This is a genomic window from Isoptericola dokdonensis DS-3 (genome assembly GCF_001636295.1).
GTDB lineage: Bacteria > Actinomycetota > Actinomycetes > Actinomycetales > Cellulomonadaceae > Isoptericola > Isoptericola dokdonensis.
Genome location: NZ_CP014209.1, coordinates 912,065 through 926,960 on the forward strand (window position 1 = coordinate 912,065; position 14,896 = coordinate 926,960).

Below are 14,896 nucleotides of genomic sequence, written 5' to 3' on the forward strand. Positions count from 1 at the left end.
CGTGCGTCCTTCCGTCAGTGGAGCGGGCTCTGGCCGTGCACGCCCGCATGGTCGCCGACCAGCAGCCCGAGGCGCCCGACGGCACGCAGCGCCTCCATCGGCTCGGCGTAGGTGCCGACGCCGAACCTCGACCAGTAGCGGGCGGTCGCCCGCACCGACTCGGGCTGCATGTAGTCGCGGTGCGCCTGCGACGCGAAGGCGGCGAGCATCCGCAGCTTCGTCTCGATGTGCTCGTCGACGGGCGAGAAGCGGGCGGGCTTGAAGTCGATCGTGGCCGAGGGGCTCTGGTAGCACAGCACCGTGGGGACGCGCCGTGCCGCGACCTCGACGCCCTGGTGGACGGCCCGGTGGTCCTGGTGGCGGTCGTTGGCGGTGTGGGTGTACACGATGGTCGGGTCGACGTCGGCGACGACCTCCTCGATCGCCCGGATGACCGCCGCGAGCGGCTCCATCCGGGTGTCCTCGAAGTCGAGCAGCACCAGGTCGGCACCGATGACGGCGGCGGCCGCCCGCGACTCGTGCTCCCGCGCCGACGGCTGCCCGCCGACCGCGCCGCGGGACAGGGTGAGCACGGTGACGTCGTCGCCGATCGCGCGGTGCGCGGCCAGCGTGGCCCCGGCGCCGATCTCCACGTCGTCGGGGTGAGCGCCGACCGCGAGCACGCGTTCGCGGGGCGTCGGGGTGCCGGCCTGGCGGGCTCTCTCGACGAGCGTCCGCGCCCGGTCCACCAGCCTGGCGGAGTCGAGCGGCTTCACGAGGAACTCGTCGGCGTCGTCGCGCAGGGCCTCGACCGCGTAGTCGACGCTCGCGTACGCCGTCATGACGATGACCGGCAGGCGTGACCCCTCGGCACGGATCGCCCGGACGACCTCGAGACCCGACATGCCCGGCAGCTCGATGTCGGTCACCAGCAGGTCGAAACGCTCGGCCCGCAGCCGCGCCAGCGCCGACACGCCGTCCTCGACCACCGCCGTCTCCATGCCGCCCGTCCGCCGCAGCACCGTGGCCACGTAGATCGCGGCGTCCGGGTCGTCCTCGACGACGAGCACCCGGACCGGTCGTGCATCCTCCACCGCGATCCTCCCCCGCACCTCGTCCGATGAGGTCACGATGCCAAAGGACGGTCGAGGGCGCGCGAGGAGCGGTCCCCACCGCCGCACGCCGGGGCACGTCCCGTGGCCCGTCAGCCGCGGCGAACCCTCCGGGCTGTGGCCACCGTGGCGGCGACGCGGGGCACCGTCCAGGCGGCGGCCAGCGCGAGGGCGACCCCGAGGAGCGTCTCGCCGACCCGTTCGGCGAACCAGTGCCCGGCGTGGGTCTCGTCGCCGACCAGCAGCAGGGACAGCACGAGCAAGGTCGAGAAGAAGGGCATGACGTACCAGCGGCTGCCCGCGGTCGCGGCGGCCCCGGCGAGGGCGACCACCACGAGCAGCGCCCGGACGCCGTCGCTCGGTCCCGCGAGCGCGATCACGCAGGCCAGCAGCGACCCGGCCAGGACGCTCAGCGACCGCCCGACCTCCCGCACGTGCGCGTCCCGCAGGCGTGGACGGCTCACGAGCAGCGCCGTCGTGCAGGCCCAGCCCGGGTGGTCGAGGCCGAGGGCCAGGCCGATCGCGGCCGCCACCGCGCCCGCGACGCCGATCTGCACCCCGTAGACCAGCATCGCGCGCCGCGCCGGCACGGGCCGGGCCGGCGGCTGCGGCACGTCCCGCTCCGGCCAGGCGAGGGACACGAGCCAGGCGTACACCGAGCCCGCGAGCATCAGCAGAGCCATGCCTGCCGCCGACCCCACCGAGTCGAACGACAGCCCCGCCCCCACCAGCGGCAGCCCCAGCGCCATCGCCAGCGGGGCGAGGCGTCGGCCCGGCACGGCGACGGCGGCCGCGACGGCGACGCACAGCGCGAACACCGTCAGCACGGCGACGACCGGGTAGGGCGCGACGACGGAGCCGATCACCATCGAGACGCCGGCCAGCGCACCCACCCCGACCACACCGGCCCGACGCCGCCGGCTCGCCGGCAGGCCGACCGCAGCCGCCGGCAGCACGCCGACCGCCAGCGCGAGCCCCCGCGCCGGGTCGTCGAAGGCCACGACGGTCGCCGGCGCCGCGTACGCGACACCCAGCCCGAGGCGCGACCACGACCAGCTCAGCGGCCCTCGTTCCGGGCTGTCCGACGACGGCATGCGGCCACGCTAGCCGCGGCCACCACGTCCTGCGCGACGTCCCTCAGCGACGCGGGTCGTGACCAGGTGTCGACGGCACCTCGGACGTCGACAGCCGGGCAGCCGCCGTGAAGCCGGGCACCACGTCGTTCGGCAGCATCGCGTCGATAGGCGTCCGACGGCGAACGGGTCGACACTCGGAGGAGCTCGAGAACACGGCGGCGACCGCTGGGTCCAGATCCGGAGTGACTGGCTCCACGCACGTCGGGCACACCCTGTGCCGAGGACCGGGCGGAGGAGCAGACCATGGGGACCCTGCCGCACGACGACGACGCAGAGATGTTCGGCAACCGCTTCGCCATCGAGGAGGTGCCGACCAGCAGCTTTCCCACCGGCGGCATGTCCGCCGTCGACGCGATGCGGCTGGTCGGGGAGGACCTGGCCCTGGAGGGCGACCCGGCCCGCAACCTGGCGACGTTCGTGACCACCTGGATGGAGCCCGAGGCGCAGCGGGTGATCGCCGCGAACCTGCACCGGAACTTCATCGACCACGCGGAGTACCCCCGGACGGCGGAGATCGAGCAGCGGTGCATCCGCATGCTCGCCGACCTGTTCCACGCCCCCGGGGAGACGACGGGGGCCCGCACGCAGGGGTCCTCGGAGGCGATCATGCTGGGCGCGCTGTCGCTGAAGTGGAACTGGCGCAAGCGCCGCGAGTCCGCCGGTGCGTCGACGTCCAGCCCGAACCTCGTGTTCGGCGGCGACGTCCACGTCGTGTGGGAGAAGTTCTGCCGGTACTTCGACGTCGAACCCCGGATCGTCCCGTTGAAGCCCGGCAAGTACACGATCGGCCCGGAGGACGTCGCACCGCACGTCGACGAGAACACGATCGGGGTGGCCGCCGTCCTCGGCACCACGTTCACCGGGCACAAGGACGACGTCGTCGGCATCGACCAGCTCCTCGTGCGGCTCAAGCAGGAGCGCGGGATCGACGTCCCCCTGCACGTCGACGCCGCGAGCGGCGGCTTCGTGTGGCCGTTCCTCTACCCCGACTCGCCGTGGGACTTCCGCCTCGAGCAGGTCCGGTCCATCAACGTGTCCGGCCACAAGTTCGGGCTCGTCTACCCCGGCATCGGCTGGCTGATCTTCCGCGAACGGTCCGACCTCGCGCCGGAGCTCGTCTTCGAGGAGAACTACCTCGGCAAGACCGACGCGACGTTCACCCTGAACTTCTCCACGGGCTCCGCGATGGTCCTCGCGCAGTACTACAACCTGGTGCGGTACGGCCGCCACGGATACACCTATGTCATGCGCAACATGCAGCTCAACGCCCGTGTCCTGGCAGAGAAGCTGCAGGCCATGGGTCGCTTCGAGCTGATCGGGGCCGACGAGGAGCAGCTGCCGCTGGTCGCGTTCCGCCTCGCGGAACCCCAGGCGTACGACGAGTTCGACATCGCCTGGCAGCTGTCCGCCGAACGCGGCTGGATGGTCCCGGCGTACACCTTGCCGCCCGACGCGCAGGACGTCACGATCATGCGGGCTCTCGTCAAGCAGACGCTCAGCCGCGAACACGTCGACACCCTTGCACGGGACATCGAGGAGGCCTGCGCGACCCTGGACAAGAAGGGTGGCGTCCACGAGTCGGAACGGCGCAAGGTCGTCACCGGCAGCGGACACTGACCTGCGGGGCTCGCACCCGACACCTGGTGGGCGCCGGACCGCGGGCGCGTGCTCTCAGCGACGCGGGTCGTGCCGCCGGGGCGGGTGGGTACGGGCGACGAGGGCGCGCAGGTCCTCCAGGGTGCCGTCGAGCAGGCCGGCGGCCCGTGCCTGCACGAGGAGGTTGCCGGTGGCGGTCGCCTCGACGGGGCCGGCGAGCACGACCCGTCCGGAGAGGTCGGCGAGCCGCTGGCAGAGCAGCCGGTTGAGGCTGGCGCCGCCCACGACGTTGACGGTGTCGAGGCTGTCCCCGGTGAGCGTCTCGAGCGCATCGAGGGTGCGGGCGTAGGCGACGGCGAGGCTCTCGACGATCGAGCGCAGCACGCGGGCGGGCGACGCTCCGGCGAGGCCGGGCGCGAGGGCGACGAGCCGCGCCGGCATGTCGCCCGCGGGCACGAGCGACGGGTCCTCGACGTCGAGCACGACGGGGTCGTCGATCGTCGCGGCCTCGTCGAGGAGCGCGGGCAGGTCGGCCGGGTGACCGGCGGCCTGCCAGGCGGCGACGCACTCGTTGACGAGCCACATCCCCATGACGTTGCGCAGGTAGCGGGTGCGGCCGTCGACGCCGCCCTCGTTCGTGAAGTTCGCGGCGCGGCTCTCGGGCGTCAGGACGGGCGCGTCGGTCTCGGTGCCGATCAGCGACCAGGTCCCCGAGCAGATGTACGCCGACCCGGGACCCGGCAGCGGCACCGCGACGACGGCCGACGCCGTGTCGTGCGACCCGACGGCCACGACCGGTACCGGCCGGCCCCCGACTACCGCCGCCACGTCGGCCGTGAGGGTCCCGATCCGCTCCCCCGGCTCGACGACCGGCGCGAACAGGGCGCGCGGCAGGCCGAGCCGGGCGACGAGCGCGTCGTCCCAGTCGCCCGTGGTGACGTCGAGCAGCCCGGTGGTCGAGGCGTTGGTGCGCTCGGCCCGCCGCTCGCCGGTGAGCCAGAACGCGAGGAGGTCGGGCACGAGCAGCATCGACGTGGCGACGTCGAGCATCCCCTCGTCCCGGTCGACCGCGAGCTGGTAGAGCGTGTTGAACGGCAGGAACTGCAGCCCGTTGGCGGCGTACAGCTCGGCGCGCCCGACGACGTCGTCCACGGCGGCGACGCCGCGCGCGGTGCGCTCGTCGCGGTAGTGGTAGGGGTCGCCGAGCAGCCGGTCGCCGCGCAGCAGCCCGTAGTCCACGGCCCAGGAGTCGATGCCGATGCTGACGATCCCCGGCTCGACGTCGAACGCCTTGCGCAGCCCCTCGAGGACGTTGCGGTACAGGTCCAGGACGTCCCAGTGCAGGCCGTCCCGGGTCCGCACGGGCCGGTTGGGGAACCGGTGGACGTCCTGGACGTCGAGCGTGCCGCCGCCTACGCGGCCGATCACCACGCGACCGCTGGTCGCCCCGAGGTCGACCGCGGCGACCACGCCGGCCGTCATCGCAGGAACGCCGCGGCGACGCCCGAGTCGACGGGCACGTGCAGGCCGGTCGTGCGGGACAGCTCGGGGCCGGTGAGGACGTACACGGCGTCGGCGACGTTCTCGGGGACGACCTCACGCTTGAGGATGGTGCGGTTCGCGTAGAACTGGCCGAGGTCCTCCTCGGCGACGCCGTAGGTCGCGGCGCGGTTCGCGCCCCAGCCGGAGGCGAAGATGCCGGAGCCGCGCACGACGCCGTCGGGGTTGATCCCGTTGACGCGCACGCCGTGCTCGCCGAGCTCGACCGCCAGCAGCCGGACCTGGTGGGCCTGGTCGGCCTTGGTCGCCGAGTAGGCGATGTTGTTCGGGCCGGCGAAGACGCTGTTCTTCGAGGAGATGTAGACGACGTCGCCGCCCATCTGCTGGTCGACGAGCGCCCGGGCGGCGGTCTTCGCCACGAGGAACGACCCCTTGGCCATGACGTCGTGCTGGAGGTCCCAGTCCGCCTCGGTGGTCTCCAGCAGCGGCTTCGACAGGGACAGGCCGGCGTTGTTGACGACGAGGTCGATGCCGCCGAACGCGAGGACGGTCGCGTCGATCGCGGCCTGCACCGCGGCGGCGTCGGCGACGTTCGCGGCGACGCCGATCGCGACGTCGGTGGAGCCCAGCTCGGCCGCGGCCGCCTGGGCCTTGGCCAGGTCGAGGTCGGCGACGACGACGCAGGCGCCCTCTGCGGCGAGCCGGGTGGCGATCGCCTTGCCGATGCCGGACGCCGCGCCGGTGACGAACGCGATGCGCCCCTGGTGGCTCTTCGGCCTCGGCATGCGCGCCAGCTTGGCCTCCTCCAGCGACCAGTACTCGATCCGGAACTTCTCGGCGTCGGAGATCGGCGTGTAGGTGGACAGCGCCTCGGCGCCGCGCATCACGTTGATCGCGTTGACGTAGAACTCGCCGGCGACGCGCGCGGTCTGCTTGTTCGCCCCGTAGGAGAACATGCCGACGCCGGGAACCAGCACGATGAGGGGGTCGGCGCCGCGCATCGCCGGGCTGTCGGGCGTGGCGTGGGCGTCGTAGTACGCCTGGTAGTCGGCGCGGTACTCGGCGTGCAGCTCGCGCAGGCGGGCGATCTGCTCGGCGGTGGTCGCCGTGGCAGGCAGGTCGAGCAGCATCGGCTTGACCTTGGTGCGCAGGAAGTGGTCGGGGCAGCTGGTGCCCAGCGCCGCGAGCGCCGGCGCCTTGGCGGACGCGAGGAAGTCGAGCACGACGTCGGCGTCCGTGAAGTGGCCGACCATCGGCCGGTCGGTGGAGGCCAGGCCGCGGATCGTCGGCGCGAGCGCGGCCGCGCGGGCGCGGCGCTCGTCGTCCGGCACGGCCTCGAAGCCGGCGCGCGCGCCGCCGAACGGGTCCTGGCTGCCGTGCTCGGCGATGTGGGCGGCGGCGGTCTCGATGATCCACCGTGAGTTCGCCTCGGCCTCGGCGGACGTGTCGCCCCACGCGGTGATCCCGTGGCCGCCGAGGATCGTGCCGACCGCCTGCGGGTTCTGCGCCTTGACGGCCGCGATGTCGAGCCCGAGCTGGAAGCCGGGCCGGCGCCAGGGCACCCAGACGACCTTGTCGCCGAAGATCGCCGTCGTCAGCGCGGGGCCGTCGGCCGCCGTCGCGATGGCGATCCCGGCGTCCGGGTGCAGGTGGTCCACGTGCGCGGCGTCCACGAGCCCGTGCATGGCCGTGTCGATGCTCGGTGCGGCGCCGCCCTTGCCGTGCAGGCAGAAGTCGAACGCGGCGACCATCTCGTCCTCGCGGTCGACGCCCGGGTAGACGGCGACGAGGGCGCGCAGGCGGTCGAGCCGCAGCACGGCCAGGCCCTGCTCGGTGAGGGTGCCGAGGTCGCCCCCGGACCCCTTGACCCACAGCAGCTCGACGGGCTCGCCGGTGACGGGGTCGACGTCCGTGCCCTGGGCGGACGTGTTGCCGCCGGCGTAGTTGGTGTTCCGCGGGTCGGCGCCCAGCCGGTTGCTGCGGGCGACGAGCTCGGCGACGGTGGGGTGTGTCATCTCAGGTCCTGTTCGGTGTGGGGTGTCGAGGGCGCTCAGGCGCCCCAGCCGGCCTGGGTGCCGCCGACGCGGTCGGCCGCGATCCGGTGCTGGTAGCCCGACGCGGCGAACGCCGCCATCGGGTCGGCGGGCAGCCCCCGCGACTCGCGCCATGCGGCCAGGTGCGGGCGCACGTCGGTGTAGAAGGCGTCCATGAGGACGGCGTTCGCGCCGAGGACGTCGTTCGCCGCCTGGGCGGCCGCCAGCGCGTCGGTGTCCACGAGCAGCGCGCGCGCCGCCATCTCCTGCACGTTCAGCACCGAGCGGATCTGGCCGGGGATCTTGTCCTCGACGTTGTGGCACTGGTCGAGCATGAACGCGACCCCCGCCGCCGGGTCGAGCCCGCCGCCGCGGACGACCTCGAAGAGGATCCGGAAGAGCTGGAACGGGTCGGCGGCGCCGACGATGAGGTCGTCGTCGGCGTAGAACCGCGAGTTGAAGTCGAACGCGCCGAGCCTGCCGAGCCGCAGGAGCTGCATGACGATGAACTCGATGTTGGTGCCGGGCGCGTGGTGGCCCGTGTCGAGGCAGACGACGGCGCGCTCGCCCAGGGCGGCGACCTGCGCGTACGAGGTGCCCCAGTCCGGGACGTCGGTCGCGTAGAAGGCCGGCTCGAAGAACTTGTACTCCAGCACCAGCCGCTGCTCGTCGCCGAGCTGGGCGTAGATCTCCGCGAGGGACTCCGCCAGGGTGTCCTGGCGCCGGCGCAGGTCGTTCTGTCCCGGGTAGTTCGAGCCGTCGGCCAGCCAGATCTTGAGGTCGCGCGAGCCCGTGGCGCCCATGATCTCGAGGCACCGCAGGTGGTGGTCGATCGCCTGGCGGCGGGCGGCCGGGTCGGCGGCGGTCAGGGAGCCGAACTTGTACGCGTCGTCCTGGAACGTGTTCGAGTTGATCGTGCCGAGCCCGACGCCCTGGTCGGCGGCGTGGCGGCGCAGCGCCGCGTAGTCGTCGACCTCGTCCCATGGGATGTGCAGCGCCACCGTGGGGGCCGCCCCGGTGAACCGGTGCACCTGCGCCGCGTCGTCGATCTTCTCCTCGACCGTGCGCGGCGTGCCCGGGGTGGAGAACACCTTGAACCGCGTCCCGCTGTTGCCGTACGCCCACGACGGGACCTCGATCGCGAGGCCCTCCAACCGGGTCGTGACGTCCTCGAACCTGACCATCTGGCACTCCCCCGATCGGCATCGCCGGCGACGATGCTTGAAACGATTCAAGCGTGAATCTAGGGGCCCCCCTCGCCGGTGTCAAGCACGCGCGGCCGCGGCCCGGACCCTCGCGGGGACGCCGCGGTCGCGACGCCCCCGCGATGCCGCCGGCCGGCCGCTCCGGCCGAGCCGCACTCAGCCCCGCAGCAGCGCGGGCACGTCCGCCACGCTGTCCACCACGTGCGTGTGCGGGGCCGCCTCGAGAACCGCGCGGGGCACGCCGCCGCTGAGGACCCCCACGACCAGGCCGGCCCCGGCGTTCGTGCCGGCCTCCAGGTCCAGCACGGTGTCGCCGACGGTCAGCACCCGGGCGACGTCGGTGACGCCGGTGCGCTCCATCGCCCGGTGCACCATGTACGGTGCCGGACGCCCGGAAGGGACGTCGTCGGTGGTCACCACGGCGTCCAGCAGGCCGTCGGCCCAACCGAGGCGGTCGAGCAGCAGCCCGGTGACGTCCGCGGAGAAGCCCGTGGTCAGGACGATGCGGACGCCATGGTCCCGCAGCGCGGTGAACGCGTCGAGGACACCCGGCATCGGCGCCGGCGGCGTCGTGTCGTAGGCCTCGCGCAACAGCTTCTCGAAGTCGACGAACGCCGGCTCGACGGCCGACGTGTCCCCCCCGAGCTCCAGCAGGGCGCGGATCGCGGTGCGCTTGTCCGCCCCCATCCAGCGGGCGACGTCCGCGACGTCGGCGGCGCTGCCGTGCCGGCGCACGGCGTCGTGCAGCGCGCGGTAGACGGCGCCGCCCTCCTCCACGGTGGTGCCGGCGATGTCCAGGGCGGCGAGGTCGATCATGAGGTGGTCCTTCCGGTCGGTGGTGCGGTCCAGACCCGAGCGCGGGCTCGGGGTGCAGGGGTGGTCAGTCGGTGAGACCTGCGCGGTCGAGGACGTCGACGGCGAGCCCGAGGCCGGTGGTCATGCCGATCCCGGTGGTGACGACCGCGACGTGCACGCCGGGTGCCGGCTCGGCGACGAGGAACTCACGTCCCGGGGCCGTGGCGTACGTGCCCTGCCAGCGCTCGAGCACCCGCAGGTCGTCGCGGCCGAGCAGGTCGCGGCCCAGGCGCAGCAGCAGGTCGAAACCCTCCTCGTCCTGGAACACGGGGGCGTCGGTGGCGCGCAGGTGGGTGTCCCCGAGGATCAGGGTCCCGCCCTGCGGCGTCGCCATGAGGTTCACGTCCCACCGGGCGCCGTCCGGGTCGGCGGCGGCGAGCTCGGCCGCGACGTCGGCGGCCGACGGGCACACGGCGAAGGCGGCGTACCGCACCATCGACCAGCCGGTGAGCAGGGGCGCGGCCAGGCCGTGCGGCGTGCCGGGCCGCACCCGCAGCATGTGCAGCCGGCAGCGCCGCAGCCCGACCTCCTCCGCGAGATCCGGCAGCAGGCGGTCGAGGTCGTGGTGGACGGCGACCACGACGACGTCCCCCTCGACGACGCCCCGCGTGGTCTCGACCCGGCCGGGGGCGACGCCCCGCACGGCGGTGCGCCAGCGGAACGCCACGCCCTGGGAGGCGAGCCAGCGGGCGAGCGCGGGTGCCGCCGCGCGCGGGTCGACGAGCAGGTCGAGGTGCAGGTGCGCGCCCCCGACCACGTCGTCGGCCCGCATCGGGGCCACCGCCCGGACCTCCGCGACGTCCAGGAGACGGACCTCCTCCTCGCCGCGCTCGGCGGCCAGCTCGCCGAGCAGCCGCAGCTCGGCCGCGCTGCGCGCCACCACGTGGGTGCCGACCGCCGCGACGTCGAACCCGGCCGCGGAGCCGAGCGCGATCCACCGCTCCCGGGCGGCGAGCGCGTACCGACGCGCGTCCCCGGCCTGCGCCGTGGTGCAGACGTGCCCGAAGTTCTGCACCGACGAGCCGGTCACGCCCGCCGCCTGCTCGACGACGGTCACCCGGTGGCCCCGGCGGTGGGCCTCGGCAGCCACGCCCAGGCCCACCACGCCGGCGCCCACGACGACCACGTGGCGGCCGGTGGCGGACCGCGTGCCGACGGACGGGACGGGGGTCGGTGCGGGACCGGTCATCGGAGGCCTTCCTCGGGGTGGTGGCGCTGGGCGGTCGGGTCGTTCACCGCACGGCCACCTGGGACCGGTACGGTCCGCGCGTGAGCGCAGAGAACGGCCCGGCGTCGCCGTCGGCACGCATCGTGCGGGTGCTCGCCGACGAGCTCGCCGGCCTGCCGTCGGGGACACGGGTGGCCTCCGAGGCAGAGGTCGGGAGGCGCTTCGGCGTCGGTCGCGCGGCCGCGCGGGCCGCGCTCGTCGAGCTGGAACGACGGATGCTCGTCAGCCGCATCCAGGGTCTGGGCACCTTCACGCGCCGCCGGGTCGACTACCTGGTCGCACCCGGCCTCGCCCCGTCGTGGAGCAGGACGCTGCGGGAGGCGGGTGCGTCGCCACGGACCGTCGTCCTCGCGTGCGACGCCGTCCCGTTGCCGGCCGCCGTCGCGACCGAGCTCGAGACCGAGCCCGGTACCCCGGGGTTCCGGCTGGTCCGCCGCTCGCACATCGACGAGATGCCCGCCGCCTGGGGCGTGGAGTGGCTCACCGCCGACCTCGTGCCCGAGCTGCCCGCTGCCTTGCGGCTCGAGGAGTCCCTCGACGCGATCCTGCGGGACTCGGCCGGCGCGCGCCCGGAACGCGCCTGGACCCGCGCCAGCGTGGAGCCCGCCCCGGAGGTCGCCGTCGACGGGCTGGGGTGCCGGCCGGGCGATCCCGCCTGGCTCATGGTGAGCGTCGCGCGGGACGGCGCCACCGGCCACGCCCTGCTGTTCACCGAGCGCTGGGTGCGGGCCGACGCCGTGCGGGTCGTCCTGGAGCTGGGGAGCGCGCGGAGCTCCTGAGGGGCGCGTCCGCACCGAGCGGGTCACGGTGCCACCGCCGCGCGCGGCGCCGTGCCCGCCGGGCCGGTGAGCAGCCCGGCCAGGTCGGCGAGCCGCGCGGCGGGGGCCACGAGGTCGGTCCAGGGCACCACGTCGCGGGTACGGTCCAGCAGCTCCAGCGCCGCCCGCAGGTGCCGCGGCTCGTAGTTGTGCACCCCGGTCACGGTGTGCCAGCCCCGCACGATCCGCTCCGGGTCGAGCGGCACGGCCGGCCCCGGCGCGACGGAACCGACGAGCACCAGCCGCCCGCCGACGTCGAGGGCGTCGAGGCACCGGGCGACCGCCGCGCTCGCCCCGGAGAGCTCGACCGCGACGTCGACCGGAGCGACCGCGTCGTCGGTCCCCGGGGTCGCGGTGGCGCCGAAGCGCGCGGCGAGATCCCGGCGGGCGGCATCGGGGTCGCTCACGACGACGGCCGCCGCACCGGCGTCACGCGCGGCGACGACGGCGGCCAGACCGAGCATGCCGGCACCGCTGACGAGGACCCGTCGCCCGGCCAGCGGGCCGGCAGCCTCGACCGCGGCCATCACGGTCGCGGTGGCGCACCCTGCGGGCGCGGCGAGCGTGTCGGGCACCGTCGTCGGCACCCGGGCGACCGTCGCACCGGCGGGCAGCACCAGGTGGCGGGCGTACGTGCCGGACAGCGGCCACGCCGAGTCGAACGGCTCGTGCCCCACCTTGCGTACCGATCGGCACTTGGCCGTGCGTCCGGCCCGGCAGCGGTCGCAGGCGCCGCACGCCACGGTGACGCCCCACACGACGCGGTCCCCGGCCGCGAGCGCACCGCCGTCGTCGCCTGCCGCGCCACCGGCGCCGATCTCGACGATCTCGCCCACCGCCTCGTGGCCGAGCACCGACGGGCAGGGGGACGTGCGGCGGCCCGACACGGTGTGGCGGTCGCTGCCGCACACGGTGGCCAGGAGCACGCGCACGAGCACCTCGCCAGGCCCGAGCACGGGCAGCGGGACGTCGACCAGACGGACGGCGTCGCCGCCCTCCCAGAGCGCGACGGTGGTCAGGTCAGCTGAGCGCGGATCCACCCGGAGAGCCTCTCGATGAGCAGGACGACGATGAACACGAGGAGGACGATCCCGCCCGCCACCTGGAAGTGGAGGGTGCGGACGGCCTCGAAGAGGAGGAAGCCGACACCGCCGGCGCCGACGATCCCGAGGATCGTCGACGTGCGGATGTTGACGTCCAGCAGGTACATGCCCGACCCGACGATCGAGGGCATGCCCTGGGGCAGCACGGCCGAGAACAGCACCTTCCACCAGCCGCCACCGACGGATCGCACGGCCTCGGCCGGGCCGGGCTGGATCTCCTCGACGGCGTCGGCGACGAGCTTGCCGAGGAACCCGATCGAGCCGATCCCGAGCGCGACCGCCCCGGCGACCGGTCCGAGCCCGACCGCCGCGACGAAGACGACGGCGAGAATGAGCTCCGGGATGGCGCGCACGACGAGGATCACCGTGCGTGCAGCGCCGTACGCGAGCGGGTGCGGCGCCACGTTGCGCGCGGCGAGCAGCCCGAGCGGCAGGGACAGCAGCACGCCGATGCCGGTGGCCGACAGGCCGATGGCGAGCGTCTGGAGCAGGGCCTCCCAGAGCGCCGGGCCGAGCGTGGTGAGGTCCGGCGGGAAGGTGCGCCCCGCCACGGCGAGCAGGTCGGGCACGGAGGTGACGAGGGCCGCCGGGTCGATGTCGAGCCGCACGAACGACGCGACGAGCAGCGCGGCCGCGGCGCCGCCGACGGCGAACCGCACGGCACGGTCCCGGCCGTACCGGGGATTCTTCGGGGCGAGCAGCGTGCGCCGGATCGCGACGGAGAGCAGCTCCATGCCCGCCACGAGCGCGAGGATCACCAGGACGATGCCCATCGCCTTGGGGTAGACGAGGCCGCGCAGCGCGTCCTGCAGCGCGAACCCGATGCCGCCGGCCCCGACGAAGCCCAGCACCACGGAGGTGCGCAGGTTGATGTCGACGCGGTACACGAACGCCGACACCCACGCGGGGACCACCTGCGGCACGACGCCGTTGAGCAGCTCCCGGACGGGGCCCACCCCGATGCTGCGCACGGCTTCGCGCGGCCCGGCGTCGGAGGACTCGATGGCGTCGGCGAACAGCTTGCCGAGCATCCCGATCGAGTGCAGCGCGAGGGCGAGGACGCCGGGCAGCACACCGAGGCCGAGCGCCCGGACGAACAGCACCGCGAACACCAGGTCCGGCACGGCGCGGCAGAAGGTGATGATGCCGCGCGCGACGGCGGCCACCGCGGGGTGCGGTGTCGTGTTGCGTGCCGCGAGGAAGGCCAGCGGCACGGACAGCACGGTGGCGAGCACCGTGCCGAGGAACGCCATGAGCACGGTGTCGAGGGCGAGGGTCGCGATGCGCGCGGGGTCCGCGAGCGTGGGCGGCACCATCCGACCGAGCAGGTTCGCCACGTCTCCGGCGCCGGCGACGAGCGTCGGCAGGTCGAGGCCGATCGCCGACGAGGCCACCAGGGTCAGCAGGACCCCGAGACCCGCCAGCCAGCGGATCACGCGGGCCCGCGGGTCCGCCGGTGGGCGGACGGCGCCGGGCCGCGAACCGCTCGGTCCCGCGGCGTCAGCGCCGCCCGTCGGACTCTTCGGGCGGGCGACGACGGGGGTCCCGGTCACGCCGCCACCCCCGCGGGCTCGACCCGCCGGTAGATCGCCATCGCCTCGTCCTTGGTCAGCCCGGCGACGGGCCGGTCGAGGACCTTGACGCCCTGGCGCAGGCCCACCAGGCGGTGCGCCCAGCCGAGCGCCAGGTCCACCTGGTGGAGCGTGCACAGCACGGTCAGCCCCTCCTCGGCGCAGACCCGCACCAGCAGGTCCATCACCGTGCCGGCGTTCTCCGGGTCGAGCGAGGCGACGGGCTCGTCGGCGAGCACCAGCTGCGGGCGCTGCATGAGCGTCCGGGCCAGGGCGACCCGCTGCTGCTGCCCGCCGGACAGCGTGTCCGCGCGCTGGAACGCCTGGTCGGCCAGGCCGACACGCTCGATGTGCTCCAAGGCCTCCGCGCGCATCCGGCGCGGGTAGGTCGTCACCCCGTAGCGCGGGCCGCGCACCCTGCCCAGACCGCCGACGAGCACGTTCTCCAGGCAGGACAGCCGACCGACGAGGTTGAACTGCTGGAAGACGAACCCGACCTGTGTGCGCAGGTGCCGCAGCTCACGGGCCGACGCCCGGTCCACCCGCGTCCCCGCCACCGTGACCTCCCCGTCGCTCGCGCGGTGCAGACCGTTGAGGCAGCGCAGCAGCGTCGACTTGCCGGAGCCGGACAGCCCGAGCAGCACGACGAGCTCGCCCGCCGCGACGTCGAGGTCGACGCCCGCGAGCGCCGTCGTCCCGTCGAACTCCTTGCGGAGCCCGCGGACCCGCACCAGCGGCTCGTCGGCGGTGGGCACGCCGC

General features: G+C 74.4%; 12 protein-coding genes. 2 read left to right on the forward strand and 10 right to left on the reverse strand.

The window, feature by feature from the left end:
* Window positions 1-14 precede the first annotated feature (14 nt).
* Window positions 15-1,073 (reverse strand): response regulator, encoded by a 1,059-nt coding sequence (locus I598_RS04375; RefSeq protein WP_083972867.1) that lies wholly within the window; start codon window positions 1,071-1,073, stop codon window positions 15-17.
* 110 nt (window positions 1,074-1,183) lie between these two features.
* Window positions 1,184-2,185 carry an FUSC family protein gene (locus I598_RS04380; protein ID WP_068201611.1) on the reverse strand — a complete coding sequence of 334 codons (1,002 nt, stop codon included), beginning with the start codon at window positions 2,183-2,185 and terminating at the stop codon, window positions 1,184-1,186.
* A gap of 285 nt (window positions 2,186-2,470) precedes the next feature.
* Between I598_RS04380 and I598_RS04385 the strand changes: the two genes are divergently transcribed.
* Window positions 2,471-3,844, forward strand: coding sequence for a glutamate decarboxylase (locus I598_RS04385; RefSeq protein WP_068201619.1), 1,374 nt, complete (start codon window positions 2,471-2,473; stop codon window positions 3,842-3,844).
* Between the two features lie 54 nt (window positions 3,845-3,898).
* Here the strand turns inward: I598_RS04385 and I598_RS04390 are convergent, their stop codons facing one another.
* From I598_RS04390 to I598_RS04410, 5 genes are all read right to left on the reverse strand, one after another.
* On the reverse strand, window positions 3,899-5,305 hold the full coding sequence (locus I598_RS04390) for a rhamnulokinase (protein ID WP_068201621.1): 1,407 nt from the start codon (window positions 5,303-5,305) through the stop codon (window positions 3,899-3,901).
* On the reverse strand, window positions 5,302-7,338 hold the full coding sequence (locus I598_RS04395; protein ID WP_068201623.1) for a bifunctional rhamnulose-1-phosphate aldolase/short-chain dehydrogenase: 2,037 nt from the start codon (window positions 7,336-7,338) through the stop codon (window positions 5,302-5,304). Before I598_RS04395 ends, I598_RS04390 begins: the two co-directional genes overlap by 4 nt.
* 35 nt (window positions 7,339-7,373) lie before the next feature.
* A complete protein-coding gene (rhaI, locus tag I598_RS04400) occupies window positions 7,374-8,540 on the reverse strand; it encodes an L-rhamnose isomerase (protein ID WP_068201624.1) in 1,167 nt (388 codons plus the stop codon).
* A 177-nt stretch (window positions 8,541-8,717) separates the two neighbouring features.
* A complete protein-coding gene (locus tag I598_RS04405) occupies window positions 8,718-9,377 on the reverse strand; it encodes a phosphonatase-like hydrolase (protein ID WP_068201625.1) in 660 nt (219 codons plus the stop codon).
* A 64-nt stretch (window positions 9,378-9,441) separates the two neighbouring features.
* Complete coding sequence (locus I598_RS04410) at window positions 9,442-10,605, reverse strand: TIGR03364 family FAD-dependent oxidoreductase (protein ID WP_068201626.1); 1,164 nt, start codon at window positions 10,603-10,605, stop codon at window positions 9,442-9,444.
* 80 nt (window positions 10,606-10,685) lie between these two features.
* Here I598_RS04410 and I598_RS04415 point away from each other — a divergent pair, with 80 nt between their 5' ends.
* On the forward strand, window positions 10,686-11,423 hold the full coding sequence (locus I598_RS04415) for a GntR family transcriptional regulator (RefSeq protein WP_198155752.1): 738 nt from the start codon (window positions 10,686-10,688) through the stop codon (window positions 11,421-11,423).
* A gap of 23 nt (window positions 11,424-11,446) precedes the next feature.
* On the opposite strand, the gene I598_RS04420 is transcribed toward I598_RS04415, so the two are convergent.
* The 3 genes from I598_RS04420 to phnC are packed head-to-tail and all read right to left on the reverse strand — an operon-like array spanning window position 11,447 to window position 14,891.
* Window positions 11,447-12,502, reverse strand: coding sequence for a zinc-binding dehydrogenase (locus I598_RS04420; RefSeq protein WP_068201629.1), 1,056 nt, complete (start codon window positions 12,500-12,502; stop codon window positions 11,447-11,449).
* Entirely contained in the window at window positions 12,478-14,118 is a 1,641-nt protein-coding gene (phnE, locus tag I598_RS04425) for a phosphonate ABC transporter, permease protein PhnE (protein ID WP_083972871.1), read from the reverse strand. Before phnE ends, I598_RS04420 begins: the two co-directional genes overlap by 25 nt.
* The gene (gene phnC / locus I598_RS04430) at window positions 14,115-14,891 is read right to left on the reverse strand and encodes a phosphonate ABC transporter ATP-binding protein (protein WP_232314260.1); all 777 of its coding nucleotides are present in this window, start codon (window positions 14,889-14,891) and stop codon (window positions 14,115-14,117) included. The genes phnE and phnC overlap by 4 nt, the downstream gene beginning before the upstream one ends.
* Window positions 14,892-14,896 lie beyond the last annotated feature (5 nt).

Bases quoted from the DNA above. Each gene is read 5' to 3' on its own strand.
- I598_RS04380 (WP_068201611.1), bottom strand. From the start codon at position 2,185: ATGCCGTCGTCGGACAGCCCGGAACGAGGGCCGCTGAGCTGGTCGTGG.
- I598_RS04395 (WP_068201623.1), bottom strand. From the start codon at position 7,338: ATGACACACCCCACCGTCGCCGAGCTCGTCGCCCGCAGCAACCGGCTG.
- I598_RS04385 (WP_068201619.1), top strand. From the start codon at position 2,471: ATGGGGACCCTGCCGCACGACGACGACGCAGAGATGTTCGGCAACCGC.
- I598_RS04410 (WP_068201626.1), bottom strand. From the start codon at position 10,605: ATGACCGGTCCCGCACCGACCCCCGTCCCGTCCGTCGGCACGCGGTCC.
- I598_RS04405 (WP_068201625.1), bottom strand. From the start codon at position 9,377: ATGATCGACCTCGCCGCCCTGGACATCGCCGGCACCACCGTGGAGGAG.
- rhaI (WP_068201624.1), bottom strand. From the start codon at position 8,540: ATGGTCAGGTTCGAGGACGTCACGACCCGGTTGGAGGGCCTCGCGATC.
- I598_RS04390 (WP_068201621.1), bottom strand. From the start codon at position 5,305: ATGACGGCCGGCGTGGTCGCCGCGGTCGACCTCGGGGCGACCAGCGGT.